12 protein-coding genes are annotated in these 18033 nt (G+C 47.1%); 7 read left to right on the forward strand and 5 right to left on the reverse strand.

Annotation, left to right across the window (positions count from 1 at the left end):
- Positions 1-27: 27 nt before the first annotated feature.
- The 5 genes from EII14_RS01155 to EII14_RS01175 all read right to left on the reverse strand — a co-directional run bounded on the left by EII14_RS01155 (position 28) and on the right by EII14_RS01175 (position 8281).
- Positions 28-3468 (reverse strand): efflux RND transporter permease subunit, encoded by a 3441-nt coding sequence (locus tag EII14_RS01155; RefSeq protein WP_124930738.1) that lies wholly within the window; start codon positions 3466-3468, stop codon positions 28-30.
- Between the two features lie 37 nt (positions 3469-3505).
- Positions 3506-4675: an efflux RND transporter periplasmic adaptor subunit gene (locus EII14_RS01160; RefSeq protein ID WP_124930739.1), complete on the reverse strand. Its 1170-nt coding sequence runs from the start codon at positions 4673-4675 to the stop codon at positions 3506-3508.
- Between the two features lie 1148 nt (positions 4676-5823).
- Entirely contained in the window at positions 5824-6219 is a 396-nt protein-coding gene (locus tag EII14_RS01165; protein ID WP_124930740.1) for a hypothetical protein, read from the reverse strand.
- On the reverse strand, positions 6216-7742 hold the full coding sequence (locus tag EII14_RS01170; RefSeq protein WP_124930741.1) for a DUF4301 family protein: 1527 nt from the start codon (positions 7740-7742) through the stop codon (positions 6216-6218). The genes EII14_RS01165 and EII14_RS01170 overlap by 4 nt, the downstream gene beginning before the upstream one ends.
- A gap of 77 nt (positions 7743-7819) precedes the next feature.
- Positions 7820-8281: a YhcH/YjgK/YiaL family protein gene (locus tag EII14_RS01175; RefSeq protein WP_124930742.1), complete on the reverse strand. Its 462-nt coding sequence runs from the start codon at positions 8279-8281 to the stop codon at positions 7820-7822.
- Positions 8282-8523: 242 nt separating this feature from the next.
- Between EII14_RS01175 and EII14_RS01180 the strand changes: the two genes are divergently transcribed.
- The 7 genes from EII14_RS01180 to EII14_RS01210 all read left to right on the forward strand — a co-directional run bounded on the left by EII14_RS01180 (position 8524) and on the right by EII14_RS01210 (position 17773).
- Positions 8524-9213: a DUF4827 domain-containing protein gene (locus tag EII14_RS01180; RefSeq protein WP_124930743.1), complete on the forward strand. Its 690-nt coding sequence runs from the start codon at positions 8524-8526 to the stop codon at positions 9211-9213.
- 340 nt (positions 9214-9553) lie between these two features.
- The gene (locus EII14_RS01185) at positions 9554-10162 is read left to right on the forward strand and encodes a thiamine phosphate synthase (RefSeq protein ID WP_124930744.1); all 609 of its coding nucleotides are present in this window, start codon (positions 9554-9556) and stop codon (positions 10160-10162) included.
- Positions 10163-10230: 68 nt separating this feature from the next.
- Entirely contained in the window at positions 10231-11163 is a 933-nt protein-coding gene (locus EII14_RS01190; RefSeq protein WP_124930745.1) for a ribose-phosphate pyrophosphokinase, read from the forward strand.
- A 109-nt stretch (positions 11164-11272) separates the two neighbouring features.
- A complete protein-coding gene (locus EII14_RS01195; RefSeq protein WP_124930746.1) occupies positions 11273-13624 on the forward strand; it encodes a transglycosylase domain-containing protein in 2352 nt (783 codons plus the stop codon).
- Between the two features lie 27 nt (positions 13625-13651).
- Positions 13652-14404, forward strand: coding sequence for a 3-deoxy-manno-octulosonate cytidylyltransferase (kdsB, locus tag EII14_RS01200; RefSeq protein ID WP_124930747.1), 753 nt, complete (start codon positions 13652-13654; stop codon positions 14402-14404).
- 111 nt (positions 14405-14515) lie between these two features.
- Positions 14516-15640: a phosphatidylinositol-4-phosphate 5-kinase gene (locus EII14_RS01205; RefSeq protein WP_124930748.1), complete on the forward strand. Its 1125-nt coding sequence runs from the start codon at positions 14516-14518 to the stop codon at positions 15638-15640.
- A 69-nt stretch (positions 15641-15709) separates the two neighbouring features.
- The gene (locus EII14_RS01210; protein ID WP_124930800.1) at positions 15710-17773 is read left to right on the forward strand and encodes an alpha amylase C-terminal domain-containing protein; all 2064 of its coding nucleotides are present in this window, start codon (positions 15710-15712) and stop codon (positions 17771-17773) included.
- The last annotated feature ends 260 nt before the right edge of the window (positions 17774-18033 follow it).

Here is an 18033-nt window from a genome sequence, read left to right on the forward strand (position 1 = left end):
CCAAATATTGGAGAAATGAAAGTGAACTTAGGTGTATTGCTCCAAATCGGATTGGGCTTCGGCATTGTTGATGTCGCTAAAATCAATCGGTTTGACACGCTCTTGCAAAGCCTGAAAGATGCGGAAAAGCGCAGGTACGACAAAGATTTGGCAAATCATGCCGATCAACATGCCGCCTATGGCAGTCATGCCGAGCGAGCGGTTGCCGTTGGCACCCACGCCGAAAGCAAACATCAGCGGCAACAGTCCGATAATCATCGTCAGAGAGGTCATCAAAATCGGACGCAAACGCGCAGAAGCTCCGTGCAGTGCCGCAGCGGTGATGTTCATTCCCATTTTGCGACGGGCAAGTGCAAATTCCACAATCAGAATGGCATTTTTCGCCAACAGACCGATGAGCATAATCAAGGCTATCTGCACATAGATATTGTTTTGAGCCTGACCGAAAACAGCTCCCAATATTTTACCCGCCATGCCGGGTATCAAACCCAAACTTCCGAATGCTTGGATAAAAAGAAACGACCCGAGCAAACCGAACGGTACGGAAAGCAAAACGGCAAACGGCAAGAGATAACTTTCATATTGCGCCGACAGCAGGAGATAGATAAACACGAAACACAACAGGAAGACCATGCCGGTGGTGCTTCCCGAAGATTGTTGTTCCTCGCGTGTAAGCCCCGAATACTCATAAGAATATCCCACCGGCAGACTCGCTTTCGCCACTTCTTCCACCGCATGAATGGCTTCTCCCGAAGTATAGCCGGTGGCAGGGTTGCCGTTGATGGCGATCGACGTAAAGAGATTGAAGCGCGTGATGTTGTCGGGGCCCATGATAGGCGTCAGTTTCATAAACTGGGTAATGGGTGCCATTTCTCCCTTATTGTTGCGAATTTTGACTTTATACAACGACTCGTAGTTGGCACGCTCCTTTTGCTCTCCCTGCACCATTACACGATAGATCTTACCGAAACGGTTGAAGTTGGAGCTGTACATTCCCCCATAGTAGCCTTGCAATGTATTGAGCACATCGGTAGGAGCAACGCCGGCTCTCTTGCATTGTGCCGGGTCTATATCTATCATGTATTGGGGGAACTTGGTATTGAAATTTGTCTTGGCAGTTTGAATTTCCGGCCTTTTTTCCAATTCTTGAATAAAGTTTTCGGCCACCTTTTGAAACTGCTCCAAACTTCCTCCCGTGCGGTCTTGAAGATTGAGTGAGAATCCGTTTGACACGCCATAGCCCATAATCATCGGAGGCGCGAAGAAGATGACCTGTGCGTCTTTGAAAGATTTTTGAGATTCCAAGAAGAGATTGACGAAGACCATCGTGGCACTTTCGGTAATGGGATTGCGTTCGCTCCAATTTTTCAATTTAATGATGAGCGAGCCGTAAGACGATCCTTGACCGCCCATAAAGGAAAATCCGGAAATCACGGTTGAACTTTCAACCAAGGGCGATGCCAACACCATTTTTTCCACTTTCTGCAACACTTCTTCCGTGCGATCCTGCGATGTTCCGGGAGGCAGTGTCACCATTCCCATAAGCGTTCCGGTGTCCTCGGTCGGCACCAAAGTCGTCGGCGTGATCTTCATGAAAAGCAACAATAAAGCTATGGAAACCACCACCAAACCCATGGACAAATAAGGGCGAACGATGAAACGATTCACGCCTTTTTTGTAACGTTCAAGAATATCTTCATACATACGGTTGAAAGCCGCAATGAAGCGATCGGAAAACAAACCGAGTACGGCCACCGCTGCCATGAGCCATGCCAAAGCGGCCAGTATGATATTTTCGGAAGCGAAAAGTCCGGTCACCATCATGACGACGGTGAGCACGAGCAAGGTCGTCGTGAGCCAAGGGGCGAGCGGAAGGGATAAACCTTTTCCCTTGACGGAATACTTCTGTTTCATTAGGCTTACAGCCTCCTCTTGTGCCACTTTCATGCGCTCCGTCAATGTTTTTTTCTCACCATGGGGTTTGAGAAAAATGGCACACAATGCGGGAGAAAGCGTCAAAGCATTAAGTGCAGAGAAGCCTATGGCAACAGCCATGGTTATACCAAACTGACGATAGAATGCACCGCTCGTGCCGCCCATGAACGACACGGGAACGAACACCGCCATCATCACAAGCGTGATTGAAACGATGGCACCTCCCAATTCGCTCATGGCATCAAGCGAAGCTTTTCGGGCTGAGGTATAGCCCATATCGAGCTTTGCGTGAACACCTTCGACCACAACGATGGCATCGTCCACGACAATGGCGATGGCCAACACAAGAGCAGAAAGGGTAAGAAGGTTGATGGAAAATCCAATGAGGTAGAGTACGAAGAACGTGCCGATCAATGCCACCGGTATGGCAATGGTCGGTATCAATGTGGAGCGCATATCCTGCAAGAAGAGGAAGACCACGAGGAACACCAAAACGAATGCTTCAATCAATGTTTTGACCACTTCGTGGATCGAGGCAAAAAGAAAGTCATTGACATTTTGTGCCACTCTGATCTCCAAACCGTCGGGAAGTTCTTTTTGGGCATTTTCAAGCACTTTTTCGATGTCTTTGATGATCTGCGTGGCGTTGGATCCTGCAATTTGGGAAACCATGCAGGCTACGGCCTTGTGACCATCCACACGGCTGTCGAAAGCATAGGTTTCACTGCCCAACTCTATGCGCGCAACATCGACTAAACGAATGACGTTGCCCGATGGGGAAGACTTGATGACCATGTTCTCAAATTCGCTCACCTCCTGCAAACGTCCGCGATAGCGCAGAGTGTATTGGAAAGTGTTGCCTTCTCGCTCCCCGATCGTTCCGGGAGCAGCCTCAATGTTTTGTTCGGCAAGAAGTCTGGAAACATCCGAGGGGACGAGTCCATAGGCAGCCATTTTTTCGGGATCGAGCCAAATGCGCATGGCATAGGATCCGGCAAAGACCTTGGCTTCTCCCACTCCGTTCACACGCTGCACCTGCGGCACTAAATTGATGTGTGCATAGTTTTGAATAAATTCGGGTGTGTATCGCTCTTCCGTGTCCACAATCGAAAAAACCATCAACATCGATCCTTGTCGTTTTTGGGTGACGACCCCTACACGAGTCACCTCGGCCGGCAACAAGCCCGTGGCTTTGGCCACGCGGTTTTGCACGTTGATGGCAGCCATATCGGGATCGGTTCCCATTTTGAAAGTTACCGTGATCATGGCCGCTCCCGTATTTGTGGCCGTCGACGACATGTAGTCCATACCCTCCACTCCGTTGATCTGCTCTTCGAGCGGAGCTACGACGGAATTGAGCACCGTCTGGGCATTTGCTCCTTGATAGAAGGTCTGTACCTGTATCGTGGGAGGCGCAATGTCGGGATATTGGGTAATGGGAAGAGCAACCAAACCCAAGCAACCGAGCAACACGATGAAGATTGAAATCACCGTGGAAAGCACCGGTCTGTTGATAAAGCCGTCTAATTTCATTGTTTTTCTGAGATTTTATGGGTATTCGTTCACTCTCTTATTCCTGTCCGGGCATTTTTTTGTCGGCCATGTGCTGTTCGGACTTTTTAAGCTGTCGGGCACTTTCTTCGGGAGTAATAGGAGTGATGGTCATCTCGTTTTTGAGTTTGCTCACGCCTTCGACCACAATCCGGTCGCCCACTTTCAACCCTTCGGTCACGACATAGTTTTTGCCGTCGTTTTGCGGCAACACTTTGATCTCGGTGGAGTGTACGATGCTTTGCCCATCGACTACATAAACGAACTTCTTGTCTTGAATTTCATAAGTGGCACTTTGGGGCACAAGAATGGCGGAAGTTTCGCGAATGGGAAATTTCACCACTCCCGTGGCTCCCGATCGGAGGATGCTGTGAGGATTGTCGAACGTGGCACGCATCCGTACCGAACCCGTGGAGGCATCGATGATGCCCGACATGCTGTTCACCCGTCCGGTTTCTTCGTAGGTAGAGCCATCGGCCAACACTAAATTGACGGCAGGCAGTTTTTTCAAAGCCTCACGGGTTCCGCCGGCACTGCGTGTCATTTCGAGCAACTGCTTCTCGGTCATGGAGAAATAAGCATACATCTTCGACAAATTGGACACGGTCGTCAGCGGTTCGGGAGAGGAGCTGCTCACCAAAGCCCCCACCCGATAGGGAATGCTGCCGACAACTCCGGAACTTGTGGCACGGATCGTGCAAAACGAGAGTTTGTCCTTGGCATTGACCAAAGCGGCCTGCGCCTGTGCCAGTTGTGCGCGCAGCACTTCGAGCTGATTGACCGCAACATCGAGGTCAAACTGCGACACAATTTCTTTCTCTCGCAGCATCTTCTTGTTTTGAACGGCCAGTTGCTGCGTGGCAATGCCGGCCTTGGCCACATTGACCGCCGCCTGTGCCTGCTCCACTGCCGCGCGATACTGCGTGGGATCGATGACAAACAACACTTGTCCGGCCTCAACGTAGGCTCCCTCATCGACAAGCTGTTTGACGATGTTTCCGGCTACTTTCGGACGAATTTCAACATCTTGCACACCCTTTATCGTGGCGGGATAGGAGGTGCTGAGATTGGCCTCGGAACGGGCTATGGTGATGACGGCAAATTTATTGTCGCCGGCAGGCATATTTTGCTTGTTGCCGGAGCAAGCTGCAAGAAACAATCCAAGTGCGAGGTAAGCTATTTTTTTCATACGAACGAAATGATTATCCGAATTCTTTGATGCTTGATGAATGAGAACCATGAGAATGCCTATTGTACTCTATACCGCGTTTGAGGCAATCTGTCGTCAAATCGACGTCAAAACGACCTCCAAGAAACGACTCCGCAAAACTTGTTGTCGGGCAAAGCCTTGTCGTACTTCTCTTTGGAGGGAAAGGCCGCAGTGCATTCTCAAAGACAAGGCAAAGGTACATTTTAATACTTTTACGACCAACAATATTTATCATCTTTTTCCGAATGATTTCCCTTTTTGTCTTTTGGAAATCATGCTTCTGACAAAATGTTCATCGGACATATTCACAAAAACGGATCAAAAAGAAATCGTGTAGCTCTCACCTTGCCCACGGCCTGCCCTCCATGAAAAGCAAACGGCGAAAACGGCATTTGAAACTACATGGCTCGCAGAAAAATCTAACTAAGGAATAGAAAATTCTACTCGTTACTCCGTTTGCATTGCTTCTTGCGCAAGATGCATTCCGACAGCTTAAAGGCTATTCGGACACACCGAAGAGAAATCGGGACAAGCCTTCGTGAAAGAAGCAACTTTCAGTCCTCTACCGGGATTTTTTCTTCTTTTTGTCTACATTGTCTACACTCTCCCCCCTTAAACAACGGATAAACAGACTGTTGCGAATGTAGACAACACGCGAAAATAACTACATTCGCCGTTACATCCTACACATGTCACCGGGAAGGCATGCAGATGCCCGAAATCGCCCATGTAGGCAGTGTAGGTTTTCGGAAAAATTGTCTACATTCTTTTGGGTCTGTGTATCATGGACTTAATCTTTTTCAGTGTATATTGGAAATCTCCCTGCCTACACTCGCATATTGCTGAAATTCAAACACATGAAAAGAAGAGTGTAGGTTTTTCGACGATTTTACGAAAAGTTCATGGGAGAAGCGCACATAATCCCCCCTAAAAACCACCTCTGACGTGTAGCCGGAGGTGCGTTCGCTCCTTCCTTACGGAAATTTGTTTGACGAGGAGAATTGCTTTTGAAAAGCAAGCTCGAAATCTCATGACACAGGGCTTCGGGAAAGATTTTATGCGGTTTTGAAATTGGCCGGACGGCAAATGCTTAAAAACGAAAAGAGCGACACAAAGGCCGCTCTTGTTCAAAAGAGAAATGCACCGACTATGCCGCAGGAAACGAACATGAACAATCCGGTGAAACGATAGACGAAAATACCCCATGCCGAAGCAAGAAACAACAACAGTTGCAAACCATGATGCCACAAGGAGGAGAAATCGCAATAACGCCACAGAAAGATGCACCAAATCGAAAGCAAGAGAGCGTGCAACAGCAACTCGCGATGAATCCGTCCACCGGCAATTTGCAGCAACACAGATCGCACGATCATGACGACCATTGGCGGAAGAAGTCCCCAATACACACTTTTGAAAATCGGCATGAAAGAGGAAACGACTGCCATGATGAGCAGCAGGCCGACAATGATGCGAAAAGTGACGACGGGCGAAAGTCGTTTTTTATGGGTGCTGTTTGTGCTCATCGATGCTGTTCGCGGAAGAGGTCGTTTACGGTTTTTACGGGATTGAAAGTGGAAAGCGGCACTTCCACGAAAATTGTGTTCCAATCGCTCATTGCACCATTCCACAACCCCGGAAGTTCGAGTGCCTTCAACTCTTTTCCGTCTTTCGATTTATTGGAGATGAAGCCCGTGGCAGGATCGACATATTCGGGCAAGTCAAAACGCTCGCCCTCGAAGTTTTTCAAGCCGCAGACCAAATCGACGGGATTAAAATGCGTACCTTGTTCAAACATGGTCTTTTTTGCCGCATCGGCCATGTCGATCTGATTGCTTTCAAGAATTTGCAACGACACCGTTCCGTCGGGATTATAAGCAAGGAAAGGGCCGCCGCCGGGCTCGCCGACATTGCGCACCATGCCGCATACGCGCATCGGGCGATTGAGTTTGCAATAAAGGTAGTCCATCAGTTCCAAACCCTTCCAAGCTCTTGCCGCCATGCTTTTGCAATGGAGATCGGTTTCCAAGAAAGTCAGCATTTCCTGCAAACGTTCTTCGCTCACATTGCCGCCGTCCAACTCTTCGAGATAAGCAAAGGCACGTGCTTGCAGACTGACCAAGACGCCGGCAATCAACTTCTTGTAGGTCACGGTGTCGTCTTTCAAGCGATCGGGAACGACGTTGTCGATGTTTTTAATAAACACCACGTCGGCATCGATGTCGTTCAGGTTTTCGATGAGTGCCCCATGGCCTCCCGGACGAAAAAACAAACTTCCGTCGGCCTGACGAAAAGGAGTATTGTCGGCATTGACGGCAATGGTATCGGTCGAGGACTTCTGTTCGGAAAATGAAATGTCAAATTTTGCGCCGAGTTCCTTGCCGAAAGCCTCGGCTTTCGCTTCGGCCAATGTCTCGAAGAGGTTGCGATGTTCGGGAGAAACGGTGAAATGCACCGAAACTCGCCCTTCACCGTCTTTTGCATAGTGCGCCCCTTCGGCCAAATGTTCTTCAAAAGGAGTGCGAGCCTCGGTTTCATAACGATGAAACTTCAACAGCCCTTTGGGGAGTTTTCCGTAGTTCATGCCTTCTCCGCCCAGCAGTGCAGCGACAATCGCTTTCCCCTTTCCTTCGGTCATGAGCTGTGCCGATGTTTTTCCATGCAGGCATGTGAGCGTTTCGTCCAAATCCTTCAAAAAAGGCGCATCGGGAAGGTGCTCGAAAAATGTTTTTTCAAAATCAGTTGTCGGCATGTCGTAAGGAGCATCGAGAAACGAATATAAATCCTTGAACATACGGCTGGCCGCTCCGGAAGCAGGCACAAACTTCACGACTTTGTTTTCGGGATTGGCGGCATAAGCCTCCCAAATTTCGAGAAAGCCTCGGCGCAACTCTTCGTCGGGGGCAAAGATGCCCCCATTATCGATGCAAGCGGCCGCCTCCAATTCCAAAAAGGGAAAACCGGCAGCAAAGGCCGCCAGTTGGAGATTTACTTTTTCTTCGGAAATACCCTTGTTTTCAAGCAAGGCCTTATCTTCTGTTTTGATCATATTTAATGTTGAATGAGAGGTAAATGAAAATATGCGGTATGCGGCAGAGAAACATCGGCAGTTTTGCCATAAAGGCTTCACCGTTGCTCATCTGTCAGCACTTTGGCAATGAGTTTGCGGATGCGGCCGTCGCCAATGATCGGTGCATGGGCATCTTCGGGGAACATGATGTAGAAATCCCCCGGAAAAGCGACAAAATAACTTTGAGCCGCCTCCGTATAAAGCGCGTAGTCGTTGTCTTCGTCAAAAGGCAAATCGCTGTCGGCTTGCAAGCTCGAAATTGGCGACCAACCACATTCCTCCACTCCCGAAAGAGGGATATGCACATCTATATAACGCCGATGGACTTCGAGCTTCTGATCTTCGCGAGTTTTCATCTCGACATCGGCAACATTGATAAAAAGGCGTTCGCCGTCGAGAGTGATGCGCTCGGCGGGGGCATGGGTGAAATCGTGCGTACGCACATACTCAAACAAACGCGGGAAAAGCGGATGCAGAGTTTCGTAGCGCAAACTGTCGCTAAGACGGGCATGTATCATGTTTGACAATGAATAGAAAAAATAAAGACGCGACACAAAATGCCGACTAAACGGAAACAAAGGTAGACCTTTTTTTGAAAAACACGAAGAGCAAACCCAAAAACTCTCACTTCGACACTCTTTCCGATCGAATTTTATGCGGTTCATTGTTGAAGAAAGGCTTATTCTTATTAAAATCAATCTACATAACCCTCCGTTAAAGGATTTTTTCGTACTTTTGCTTCAAACTTAAACATCATCTTATGTTCAAAACTTTCTCCGTGGGTTTCGCCCTCTTTCTTGCCGCTATCGCAACCATCACTTCATGTTCCGACAACGACATGACTTATGCCGAACTGCGTGAAAAAGAGGTTAGGCAAATAGAAAACTTTCTGATTAAAGGTTGCACGGTTCGAGATGCCGACAATGCGTTCGACTTATTGAAAGTGGACGGTAATATAAAAGTCATCTCCGAAGAGCAGTTTTATGCCAATGATTCCACGACCGATGTGTCTAAAAACGAATACGTCCTGTTCCCCGGTTCGGGAGTCTATATGCAAATCCTTCGTAAAGGTACGGGCAAGCCGATTGAACATGGAGAAAACGCCATGGTCATTTGTCGTTTTACGGAATACAACATCGCCACCGACAGCATTTCCAAAACCAACCGCATCTTGGCTTATGAACAGTGGCCGGACATCATGAACGTCACAAACAACTTTGGCACCTATACGGCCTCTTTCCTGTCCGGTTTGATGAACAGCATTCACGGCTCTTCCGTTCCTTCGGGCTGGCTCATTCCCATGCCTTTCATAAAAGTCGGACGCCAAACCAACGACCATGAAGAAATAGCCAAGGTGCGCCTCATCGTCCCCAGCACCGAAGGACAAAAAGATGCCTATCGCAGGATTTACCCTTGTTTTTACGAAATCACTTTCCAAAGAGGACGCTGAAACATCTGTTGCAAGAACAACAAAATACTTTCCTTTTGTTCTTTGCGCACATAGCGGTTTCCACGGATCTTCCGCTGCCCCGTTCCCACCTTATTATGGAGTGTTGTGTTATGCTTAGTAACAATACGCATAACACAACACTCTTATTTGAATAAAGGGAGATCTGGCGCACAATGGACAGAAGTTCAGGTTTAAGTCTTTGCTTTCTCCTTTGTTTTGCTATTCGTCTTGTCACAACAATAGTTCACAAAAGAGAAAAGCTGCTTTTTTCTCGCATGAATGAGATATACTTCAATGATTTTCGCTACCTTTGCGACAACAAACAATCCTCAAAGCGGTAATGAAACTCATTTTAATGACTCGTCCGGAATTCTTTGTCGAAGAGCACCAAATCTTGACGGCGCTTTTCGACGAAGGCCTTGGCACGCTTCACCTCCGCAAACCCAACACGGAACCCGTTTTTTCAGAACGGCTGCTCAGTCTTATCCCCGACACCTATCGTAAGAACATCGTTGTTCACGACCACTTTTACCTCAAACAAGAATATGGACTGAAAGGCATCCACCTGAATCAACGAAATCCGGAGCTTCCGAACAACTACAAAGGACACATTTCTTGCTCTTGCCACAGCAAAGAGGAGCTTCAAAATTGTGCGCTGTTCAGCGACTATATGTTTTTATCTCCTATTTTCAATTCCATTGCTTTGGATGATTATAGCGATCGGTTTTCTCCAACAATGCTACAACAAATGCACAAACAGAAACTGATCAACAAAAAGGTCATGGCCATGGGAGGAATTGGTCTGAAAAACATTCCCTTGATCAAAGAGTTCGGATTTGGAGGAGTGGTTGTGCTGGGAGATATTTGGAATCACTTCAACATCCATACGAATAGTGATTACAAAAACTTGATCAATCATTTTCGGAAACTCCGAAAACTCATGGGGTGAAAAATCACGCTCTTGATACATTTATATTAGATTAAACTTTCTTCATCCATAACTTCCTTTCATTGATTATGAATAGTAATATCAAGATCTTCTCCGGTACGAAAACTCGCTACTTGGCCGAGAAAATTTGCGAAAATCTGGGTTGTCCTCTCGGAGATCTCACGATTACCTACTTTGCCGACGGTGAGTTTGAGGTTTGCTACGAGGAATCCATTCGCGGTTGTGATGTATTCTTGGTTCAAAGCACATTCCCCTCCACCGACAACCTCATGGAATTGCTCCTCATGGTAGATGCGGCCAAACGAGCTTCTGCCCGTACGGTCAATGCCGTTGTGCCATACTATGGCTGGGCGCGTCAAGACCGCAAGAGCAAACCGCGCGTGTCTATCGGCGCCAAACTTGTGGCCAACATGTTGAGCGTTGCCGGCGTTGATCGTATTATGACGATGGATCTGCACGCCGATCAAGAGCAAGGCTTCTTTGAAGTGCCGGTCGATCACCTTTTTGCTTCTACCATTCTGTTGCCCTACATTAAGAAGCTTAACCTTCAAAACCTCTGTATCGCAACTCCCGATGTGGGCGGCTCCAAACGCGCAAGTACATACGCAAAATATTTAGACTGCCCAATGGTGATTTGCAACAAGACACGCCAACGTGCCAATGAGGTGGCTTCGATGGAAGTCATCGGCGATGTGGAAGGAATGGACGTCGTGCTCATTGACGATATGGTGGACACGGCAGGAACCATCACCAAAGCTGCAGACCTTATTAAATCGAAAGGGGCACGCTCCGTGAGGGCAATGGCCACCCACTGCATCATGTCGGGGCCGGCAGACGAACGAGTGGCACAAAGTGCTCTTGAAGAAATTGTATTCACAGACTCCATACCCTATAAAGGTTCGTGCGAAAAAGTCAAGCAACTCAGCGTCGGAGAACTTTTTGCAGAAACCATTCGCAGAGTCCTCAACAATGAAAGTATCAGCAGTCAATATCTTCTTTAATTACGCTGTTTGAAACTCTATAATAGAATAGTGATCATACGGAAGAAGAATCTACCGTATGATCACTTATCACTTCTACTCAATCTTCTTTCTCTTTCGATTTTGCCTAATGCGTAGAAAATTCATCTTCTTTTTGTGGGGGCTTTTTATTTGTCTTATACTTTCCACCTCTCTCGCCTTTCTTGCAATAGAACGAGGTTGGATAGGCTATAAGCCGGATTTGGAAGACATACAAACTCCGATCAGCAAATTTGCTTCTCAAATCATCACCTCCGACGGCAAACAACTCGGAACGTGGTCGAGAAGCGAAAACAGAGTATTCGTATCGAAAGACAGTATCTCCAACCATGTTTTCGAAGCACTCATTGCCACAGAGGATGTTCGCTTTTTCAACCACTCCGGCATCGACGGAAAAGCTTTGGCACGCGCCATTCTCAAAAGAGGAGTATTCGGACAGAAAAACGCAGGAGGCGGCTCCACTATCACCCAACAATTAGCCAAACAACTGTATTCGAAAACGGCTTCGAGCACATTGCAACGAGTGTTGCAAAAGCCCATTGAATGGGTCATTGCAGTTGAGATCGAGCGATATTTCACGAAAGAGGAAATAATGACGCTGTATCTCAATTATTTCGATTTTCTGCACAATGCCGTGGGAATCAAAACCGCGGCCAATGTTTATTTTGGAAAAACTCCTCATGAGCTTACACTCAACGAGGCTGCCACATTGATCGGCATGTGCAAAAATCCGTCTTATTTCAACCCCATCAGAGAACCGGAAAGATGCAGATTGCGACGCAATGTGGTTTTGCGCCAAATGGTCAAAGCAGGATACCTGTCAGAAGACAGTTACTCCATGTTGCAGGATACTCCGCTAAGTCTGAACTTTCATCGAATTGATCATAAAGAAGGTTCCGGAGCCTATTTGAGGGAATATCTTCGGAAAATTCTTATGGCGGACAAACCCCAAAAAGAGAAGTACAAACCGTGGCAAATGCAAATGTTTTTCTCCGACTCCATAGCTTGGGAAAACGACCCTCTATACGGTTGGTGCAAGAAAAACAAAAAGAAAGACGGCACTCACTACGACATTTACACAGACGGCTTGAAGGTGCATACCACCATCGATTCGAGAATGCAGAAATATGCGGAAGAAGCTGTGTTCGGCCATGTGGCACTCACGCTTCAACCTCAATTCAATCTTAAAAAAAAGACTTCGCCCAATTTCCCTTATTCCAATAACCTTTCATCGCAAAAAATCAACGATATTCTTCAAAGATCCATCAGGCAAAGTGAGCGATTTCGCACGATGAAAAACGATGGTGCCGGCGAGGAGGAAATCAACCTTTCTTTCCGAACGCCGACGCCGATGACGGTCTATACCCACCACGGCGAGGTAGACACTTTGATGTCGCCTATCGACTCCATTCGTTATTATAAATCCTTCCTACGTGCCGGTTTGGTTTCTATCGACCCGATGAACGGCCATGTCAAAGCCTACGTCGGCGGATTGAATTATTCTCATTTCCAATACGACATGGCCATGGTGGGACGTCGGCAAATCGGTTCTACGATGAAGCCCTTTGTCTTTGCAATGGCCATGGAAGACAACTTCACCCCCGAAGAAACGGTATTGAATGCCCAACAAACCTATTATGTGGCAGGCAGACCGTGGACACCGCGAAACACCAATCATGCACGAGCCGGAGAAATGGTTTCCCTGAAATGGGCACTTTCACAATCCAGCAATTGGGCAACGGCCAATCTGATGAGCCAAATAGACCCTTCCGGCACTCGGCTCAATGCTCTTTTGCTCAATTTCGGCATCACCAATCCGGACATCCACCCTTCAATGTCCCTTTGTTTGGGACCGTGCGACATCACTGTGGCAGAAATGGCCTCGGCCTATACGGCTTTTGTCAATAAAGGTATTCGTTCGGCCCCGTTGCTCGTCACTCGCATTGAAGACAACGAAGGAAACATTGTTGCCGAATTTACGCCTCGCATGAACGAGGTGATCTCCGAGAAGAGCAGCTATAATATGATAGAAATGATGCGTGCCGTGATCGATCAAGGTACCGGACGAAGACTTCGCTATAAATTTAACATCACGGCTCCCATTGGCGGAAAAACGGGAACGACCAACAACAACTCCGACGGTTGGTTTGTAGGCTATACGCCCCGTTTGGTTACGGCCTGTTGGGTCGGAGGAGAGGATCGGGACATCCATTTCAACTCCACCGCCATGGGACAAGGAGCATCGACAGCTCTCCCCATTTGGGCTTATTACATGAATAAGATATTTAGAAACACCCTCTTGGGATACAAACAAGAGGAAGATTTCAATGTTCCGACAAAATTGTCATCAATCGCCGACAGCGAAATGCCGGAAGATTTGTCGGGAGACTCCTCGTCCAAAGATCCTGTTTCGATCACACCGGATGTTTCTATTTTCGATTAGCTTACCCAACCCTATTACGCTCCACTTATGAAATATGTAGCAATTATACCTGCTCGCTATGGTTCTACGCGTTTTCCCGGAAAACCGCTTGTACGGCTGAAAGGGCAACCGATTATCCAACATGTCTACGAGCGAGTTTCAAACATTATTCCCGACACTTATGTGGCAACCGATGATCATAGGATTGAGGAGGCCGTGTTGAAGTTTGGCGGAAAAGTCATCATGACATCTCCTGACCATAAAAGCGGAACGGATCGCTGTAACGAGGCGTTGAGTTTGATCGGCGAAGAATACGACATTGTCATCAACGTGCAGGGAGACGAACCTTTCATAGCTGCCTCACAAATAAAAAGTCTGCAAGCGTGCTTCGAAGATCCCGACACTGAAATCGCAACCCTTGTGAAGCCCTTCACCGAAGACATGGGAATAGAAGCATTGAAAAATCCCAACAGCCCCAAGGTCGTCATCGACAAAAATCGCTTTGCCCTCTATTTTTCCAGATCGGTCATTCCTTATTTAAGAGGTGTTGATGAAGAAAAATGGCTTTCATCTCATCAATATTATAAACATATAGGGCTCTACGCCTATCGTAAAGAAACGCTGCGTACAATAACCCACCTTCCTGTCGGTACGTTGGAAAAAAGTGAAAGTTTGGAACAACTCCGTTGGTTGGAGGCCGGCTATTCAATCCGTGTGGGGGTAACAGATATTGAAACGATTGGTATTGATACGCCGGAAGATCTTGTCAAAGCAGAGGCTTTTATCGACATTTTGTCTTAAATACGACCCTATCACTTTGAGTATTGCCAAAGTTAAACTATCTTTGCCAATAGCCTCTCTCTCTGACAACTTAAAACAGATATTACCACGACTTGTCTTTTCCTATCGAATATGTTCAAAAAACTCTGCTTCATTTCACTTCTGTTTCTTTTCTATTCGGTCTCTTCGGCATGGGCTCAAAAACTCACGGTCGGCTCATATACTTTTAAGGACGGCTCCGTTTACACCGGAGAACTCATAAGCAACAAACCCAATGGAAAAGGACGTACTCAATTTCCGAATGGCGACGTCTATGAGGGCGAATATACCAAAGGGAAACGTCACGGGCATGGTGTTTTCACCTTTTCCGACGGAGAGAAATACGAGGGTGAATGGTACAATGACCACCAACATGGCAAAGGAACGTTTTACTACATCAACAATAATCGCTACGAAGGATTATGGTATCGAGACCTTCGCGAGGGGAAAGGCACCATGTATTACTACAACGGAGATGTGTACATCGGTAATTGGAAAGATGACAAACGCAACGGAGAAGGGGTTTACACTTTCGTGAGCGGCGCCAATTACAAAGGGCATTGGGTCAATGACAAAAAACAAGGAAAAGGAATTTTTGACTGGAACGACGGAACAAGGTATGAAGGTTCTTGGCACAACAACCTCCGAAATGGCTTTGGCACCTACTATTATGCCGACGGAGATCTGTACGTAGGTGATTGGAAAGACGACAATCAGCACGGCCGGGGCATTTATAAATTTCAAAACGGAGATGTCTATGAGGGGCAGTATGTACACGGCGAACGCACGGGAGAAGGTGTTTGCAATTTTGCCAACGGCAACAAATATGTAGGCAGTTACAAAAATGGCGAACAAAGCGGTGTGGGCACATTTACATGGAAAGGAAAAGCAACTTATACCGGCCATTGGGCAGCCGACAAGCCCAACGGGCAGGGAGTTTATAAAACAAAGAAAGGCGACGACTACAACGGATCGTGGAAAAACGGAAAGATGGACGGCGAGGGCGTTTTACGTACGGCCGAAGGAGAACGCTATAAAGGTTCTTTCAGAAATGGCCTTAAACACGGAAAGTGTGTGGAAATCATGCCCGATGGCACACGTTTTGAAGGCAGTTATCATGACGGAGAACGCAATGGTGCTTTTACGGAATACGACAAGAACGGCAATAAAATCGCCACGGGAACTTACGAAAACGGACGACGTGTGCAAGCCTCTTAAAGGCGACGCCCATTCTTAAAACAGCCTTTTAATCTCAAAAACAACTCGATTTACAACCTGAGTATTATGATGAAAGTCTCCTCAAACAAAGAAGAGCCGCAAAATGCGATACAAGCAAAAAAAGTATCTCTTTTGAATATTGTCAAGAACGACAGCTGGCTCGAACCCTACAACGATGCAATACAAGGGCGTCATTATCATGCCGAACGCAAAATAGAGGAGCTTACGGAAGGCCGAAAGACTTTATCGGAATTTGCTTCGGGACATTTGTATTTCGGCCTGCATCGCGTCGGCAATCAATGGTTGTTTAGAGAATGGGCACCCAATGCCGTTAAAATCTTTTTGGTCGGAGATTTCAACGCATGGAAAGAAAGCTCTGACTACGAACTGCGTTGTATCGACAAATCCGGAGTATGGGAAATTGCCCTTTCGGCAGAAACCCTGAAACACGGAGATCTCTTTAAGCTGCGAATTTACTGGAAGGGGGGAAGCGGAGAACGAATACCTTCCTATGCCAAACGTGTGGTTCAAGACGACGTTACCAAAATCTTCTCCGCACAAGTATGGGAACCGCCAACCCCTTATGAATTTATCATAAAAAACTTTGTTCCCTCCCGCAATCCGCTGCTTATTTATGAGTGTCACATAGGAATGGGACAAGACGAGGAGAAGATAGGTTCTTATAACGAATTCCGAGAAAAGGTTCTTCCCCGAATTGTCGCAGACGGATACAACTGCCTGCAAATCATGGCCATTCAAGAACATCCCTACTACGGATCTTTCGGCTATCACGTTTCCAGCTTCTTTGCGGCTTCCAGTCGCTTCGGCACTCCCGAAGAACTTAAATTGCTGATCGATGAAGCACACCGCCAAGGTTTGGCCGTCATTATGGATCTCGTACACAGCCATGCCGTGAAAAACGAATTGGAGGGTTTGGGGAACTTCGCAGGCGATCCGTCGCAATATTTTTATTCCGGACAACGACGCGAACACCCCGCATGGGATTCCCTCTGCTTTGACTACGGAAAAAATGAGGTGTTGCATTTTCTCCTTTCCAACTGTAAGTTTTGGTTGGAAGAATATAAATTTGACGGTTTCCGTTTCGACGGTGTTACTTCCATGCTATATTACAGCCATGGACTCGGAGAAAGTTTCAATGGTTATGCCGATTATTTCAACGGTCATCAAGACGACAATGCCATCTGTTATTTGACGATTGCCAATGAGCTGATCCACCAAATCAACCCGAATGCAATTACCATTGCAGAAGAGGTGAGCGGTATGCCCGGCCTTGCAGCCCCATTCAAAGACGGCGGCTATGGTTTCGACTACCGTCTTGCCATGAACATTCCCGACTATTGGATTAAAATCATCAAAGAATTAAAAGACGAAGACTGGAAACCGTCCGGTATCTTTTGGGAATTGACCAACAGAAGAGCGGACGAACGCAATATCACCTATGCCGAAAGTCACGACCAAGCCCTTGTAGGAGATAAAACGCTGATCTTCCGTCTTATTGATTCCGACATGTATTGGCATTTCCGCAAAGGAGATGAAAACGACCGCGTAAACCGAGGAATAGCCCTCCATAAAATGATCCGCCTCGCCACGGCCTCTACGCTCAACGGCGGTTATCTGAATTTTATGGGAAATGAGTTCGGGCATCCGGAGTGGATCGATTTTCCCCGCGAAGGAAACGGGTGGAGTCATAAGTATGCACGTCGTCAGTGGAATCTTGTAGACAACCAAGAGCTCTGTTACCATTATCTCGGAGATTTCGACAGAGCGATGCTTCAAACTCTAAAATCCATTAAAGACATTCAAGCACTACCCGTTGTTGAAATTTGGCACAACGACGGCGACCAGATATTGGCATTTCAACGTGGCGATTTGCTTTTTGTCTTCAATTTTTCTCCGACAAACTCCTATACCGACTACGGATTTATGGTAAAGAAAGGAGCCTATCGCGTCGTATTAAACACCGACGACCCAAAGTTCGGAGGAAATGGCTTGACGGATGACACCATAACACATTTCACCAACTACGACTCTTTTCTCGACAAAGAGGAAAAAGGGTGGCTGCAATTATACATTCCCGCACGATCTGCCGTTGTCCTTGCCAAGAACCGATAGCGGCACGTTCTCAATCGCCTCGGACAAAATAAAGTTAGCCTGATCTCGCAATCGGCAACGGGTATTTTCGTCCGAAAACCAACAGTCATTCCCCCAATAAATGCCATAAGCACACCCCCTAATATAGAAAATGTCGAAAAACCTACACTATGCTTCGCATACATCTGAATTTCAACACGATGAAAGTGTAGACAGGCACTTGCCCATATACACTGAAAGAAGTTAAGTCTATGATGCACAGACCAAAAGGAATGTAGACG

It is taken from the genome of Alloprevotella sp. OH1205_COT-284, assembly GCF_003859795.1.
Lineage (GTDB): Bacteria > Bacteroidota > Bacteroidia > Bacteroidales > Bacteroidaceae > Alloprevotella.

Bases quoted from the DNA above. Each gene is read 5' to 3' on its own strand.
- EII14_RS01155 (WP_124930738.1), bottom strand. From the start codon at position 3,468: ATGAAATTAGACGGCTTTATCAACAGACCGGTGCTTTCCACGGTGATT.
- EII14_RS01160 (WP_124930739.1), bottom strand. From the start codon at position 4,675: ATGAAAAAAATAGCTTACCTCGCACTTGGATTGTTTCTTGCAGCTTGC.
- EII14_RS01165 (WP_124930740.1), bottom strand. From the start codon at position 6,219: ATGAGCACAAACAGCACCCATAAAAAACGACTTTCGCCCGTCGTCACT.
- EII14_RS01170 (WP_124930741.1), bottom strand. From the start codon at position 7,742: ATGATCAAAACAGAAGATAAGGCCTTGCTTGAAAACAAGGGTATTTCC.
- EII14_RS01175 (WP_124930742.1), bottom strand. From the start codon at position 8,281: ATGATACATGCCCGTCTTAGCGACAGTTTGCGCTACGAAACTCTGCAT.
- EII14_RS01180 (WP_124930743.1), top strand. From the start codon at position 8,524: ATGTTCAAAACTTTCTCCGTGGGTTTCGCCCTCTTTCTTGCCGCTATC.
- EII14_RS01185 (WP_124930744.1), top strand. From the start codon at position 9,554: ATGAAACTCATTTTAATGACTCGTCCGGAATTCTTTGTCGAAGAGCAC.
- EII14_RS01190 (WP_124930745.1), top strand. From the start codon at position 10,231: ATGAATAGTAATATCAAGATCTTCTCCGGTACGAAAACTCGCTACTTG.
- EII14_RS01195 (WP_124930746.1), top strand. From the start codon at position 11,273: ATGCGTAGAAAATTCATCTTCTTTTTGTGGGGGCTTTTTATTTGTCTT.
- kdsB (WP_124930747.1), top strand. From the start codon at position 13,652: ATGAAATATGTAGCAATTATACCTGCTCGCTATGGTTCTACGCGTTTT.
- EII14_RS01205 (WP_124930748.1), top strand. From the start codon at position 14,516: ATGTTCAAAAAACTCTGCTTCATTTCACTTCTGTTTCTTTTCTATTCG.
- EII14_RS01210 (WP_124930800.1), top strand. From the start codon at position 15,710: ATGAAAGTCTCCTCAAACAAAGAAGAGCCGCAAAATGCGATACAAGCA.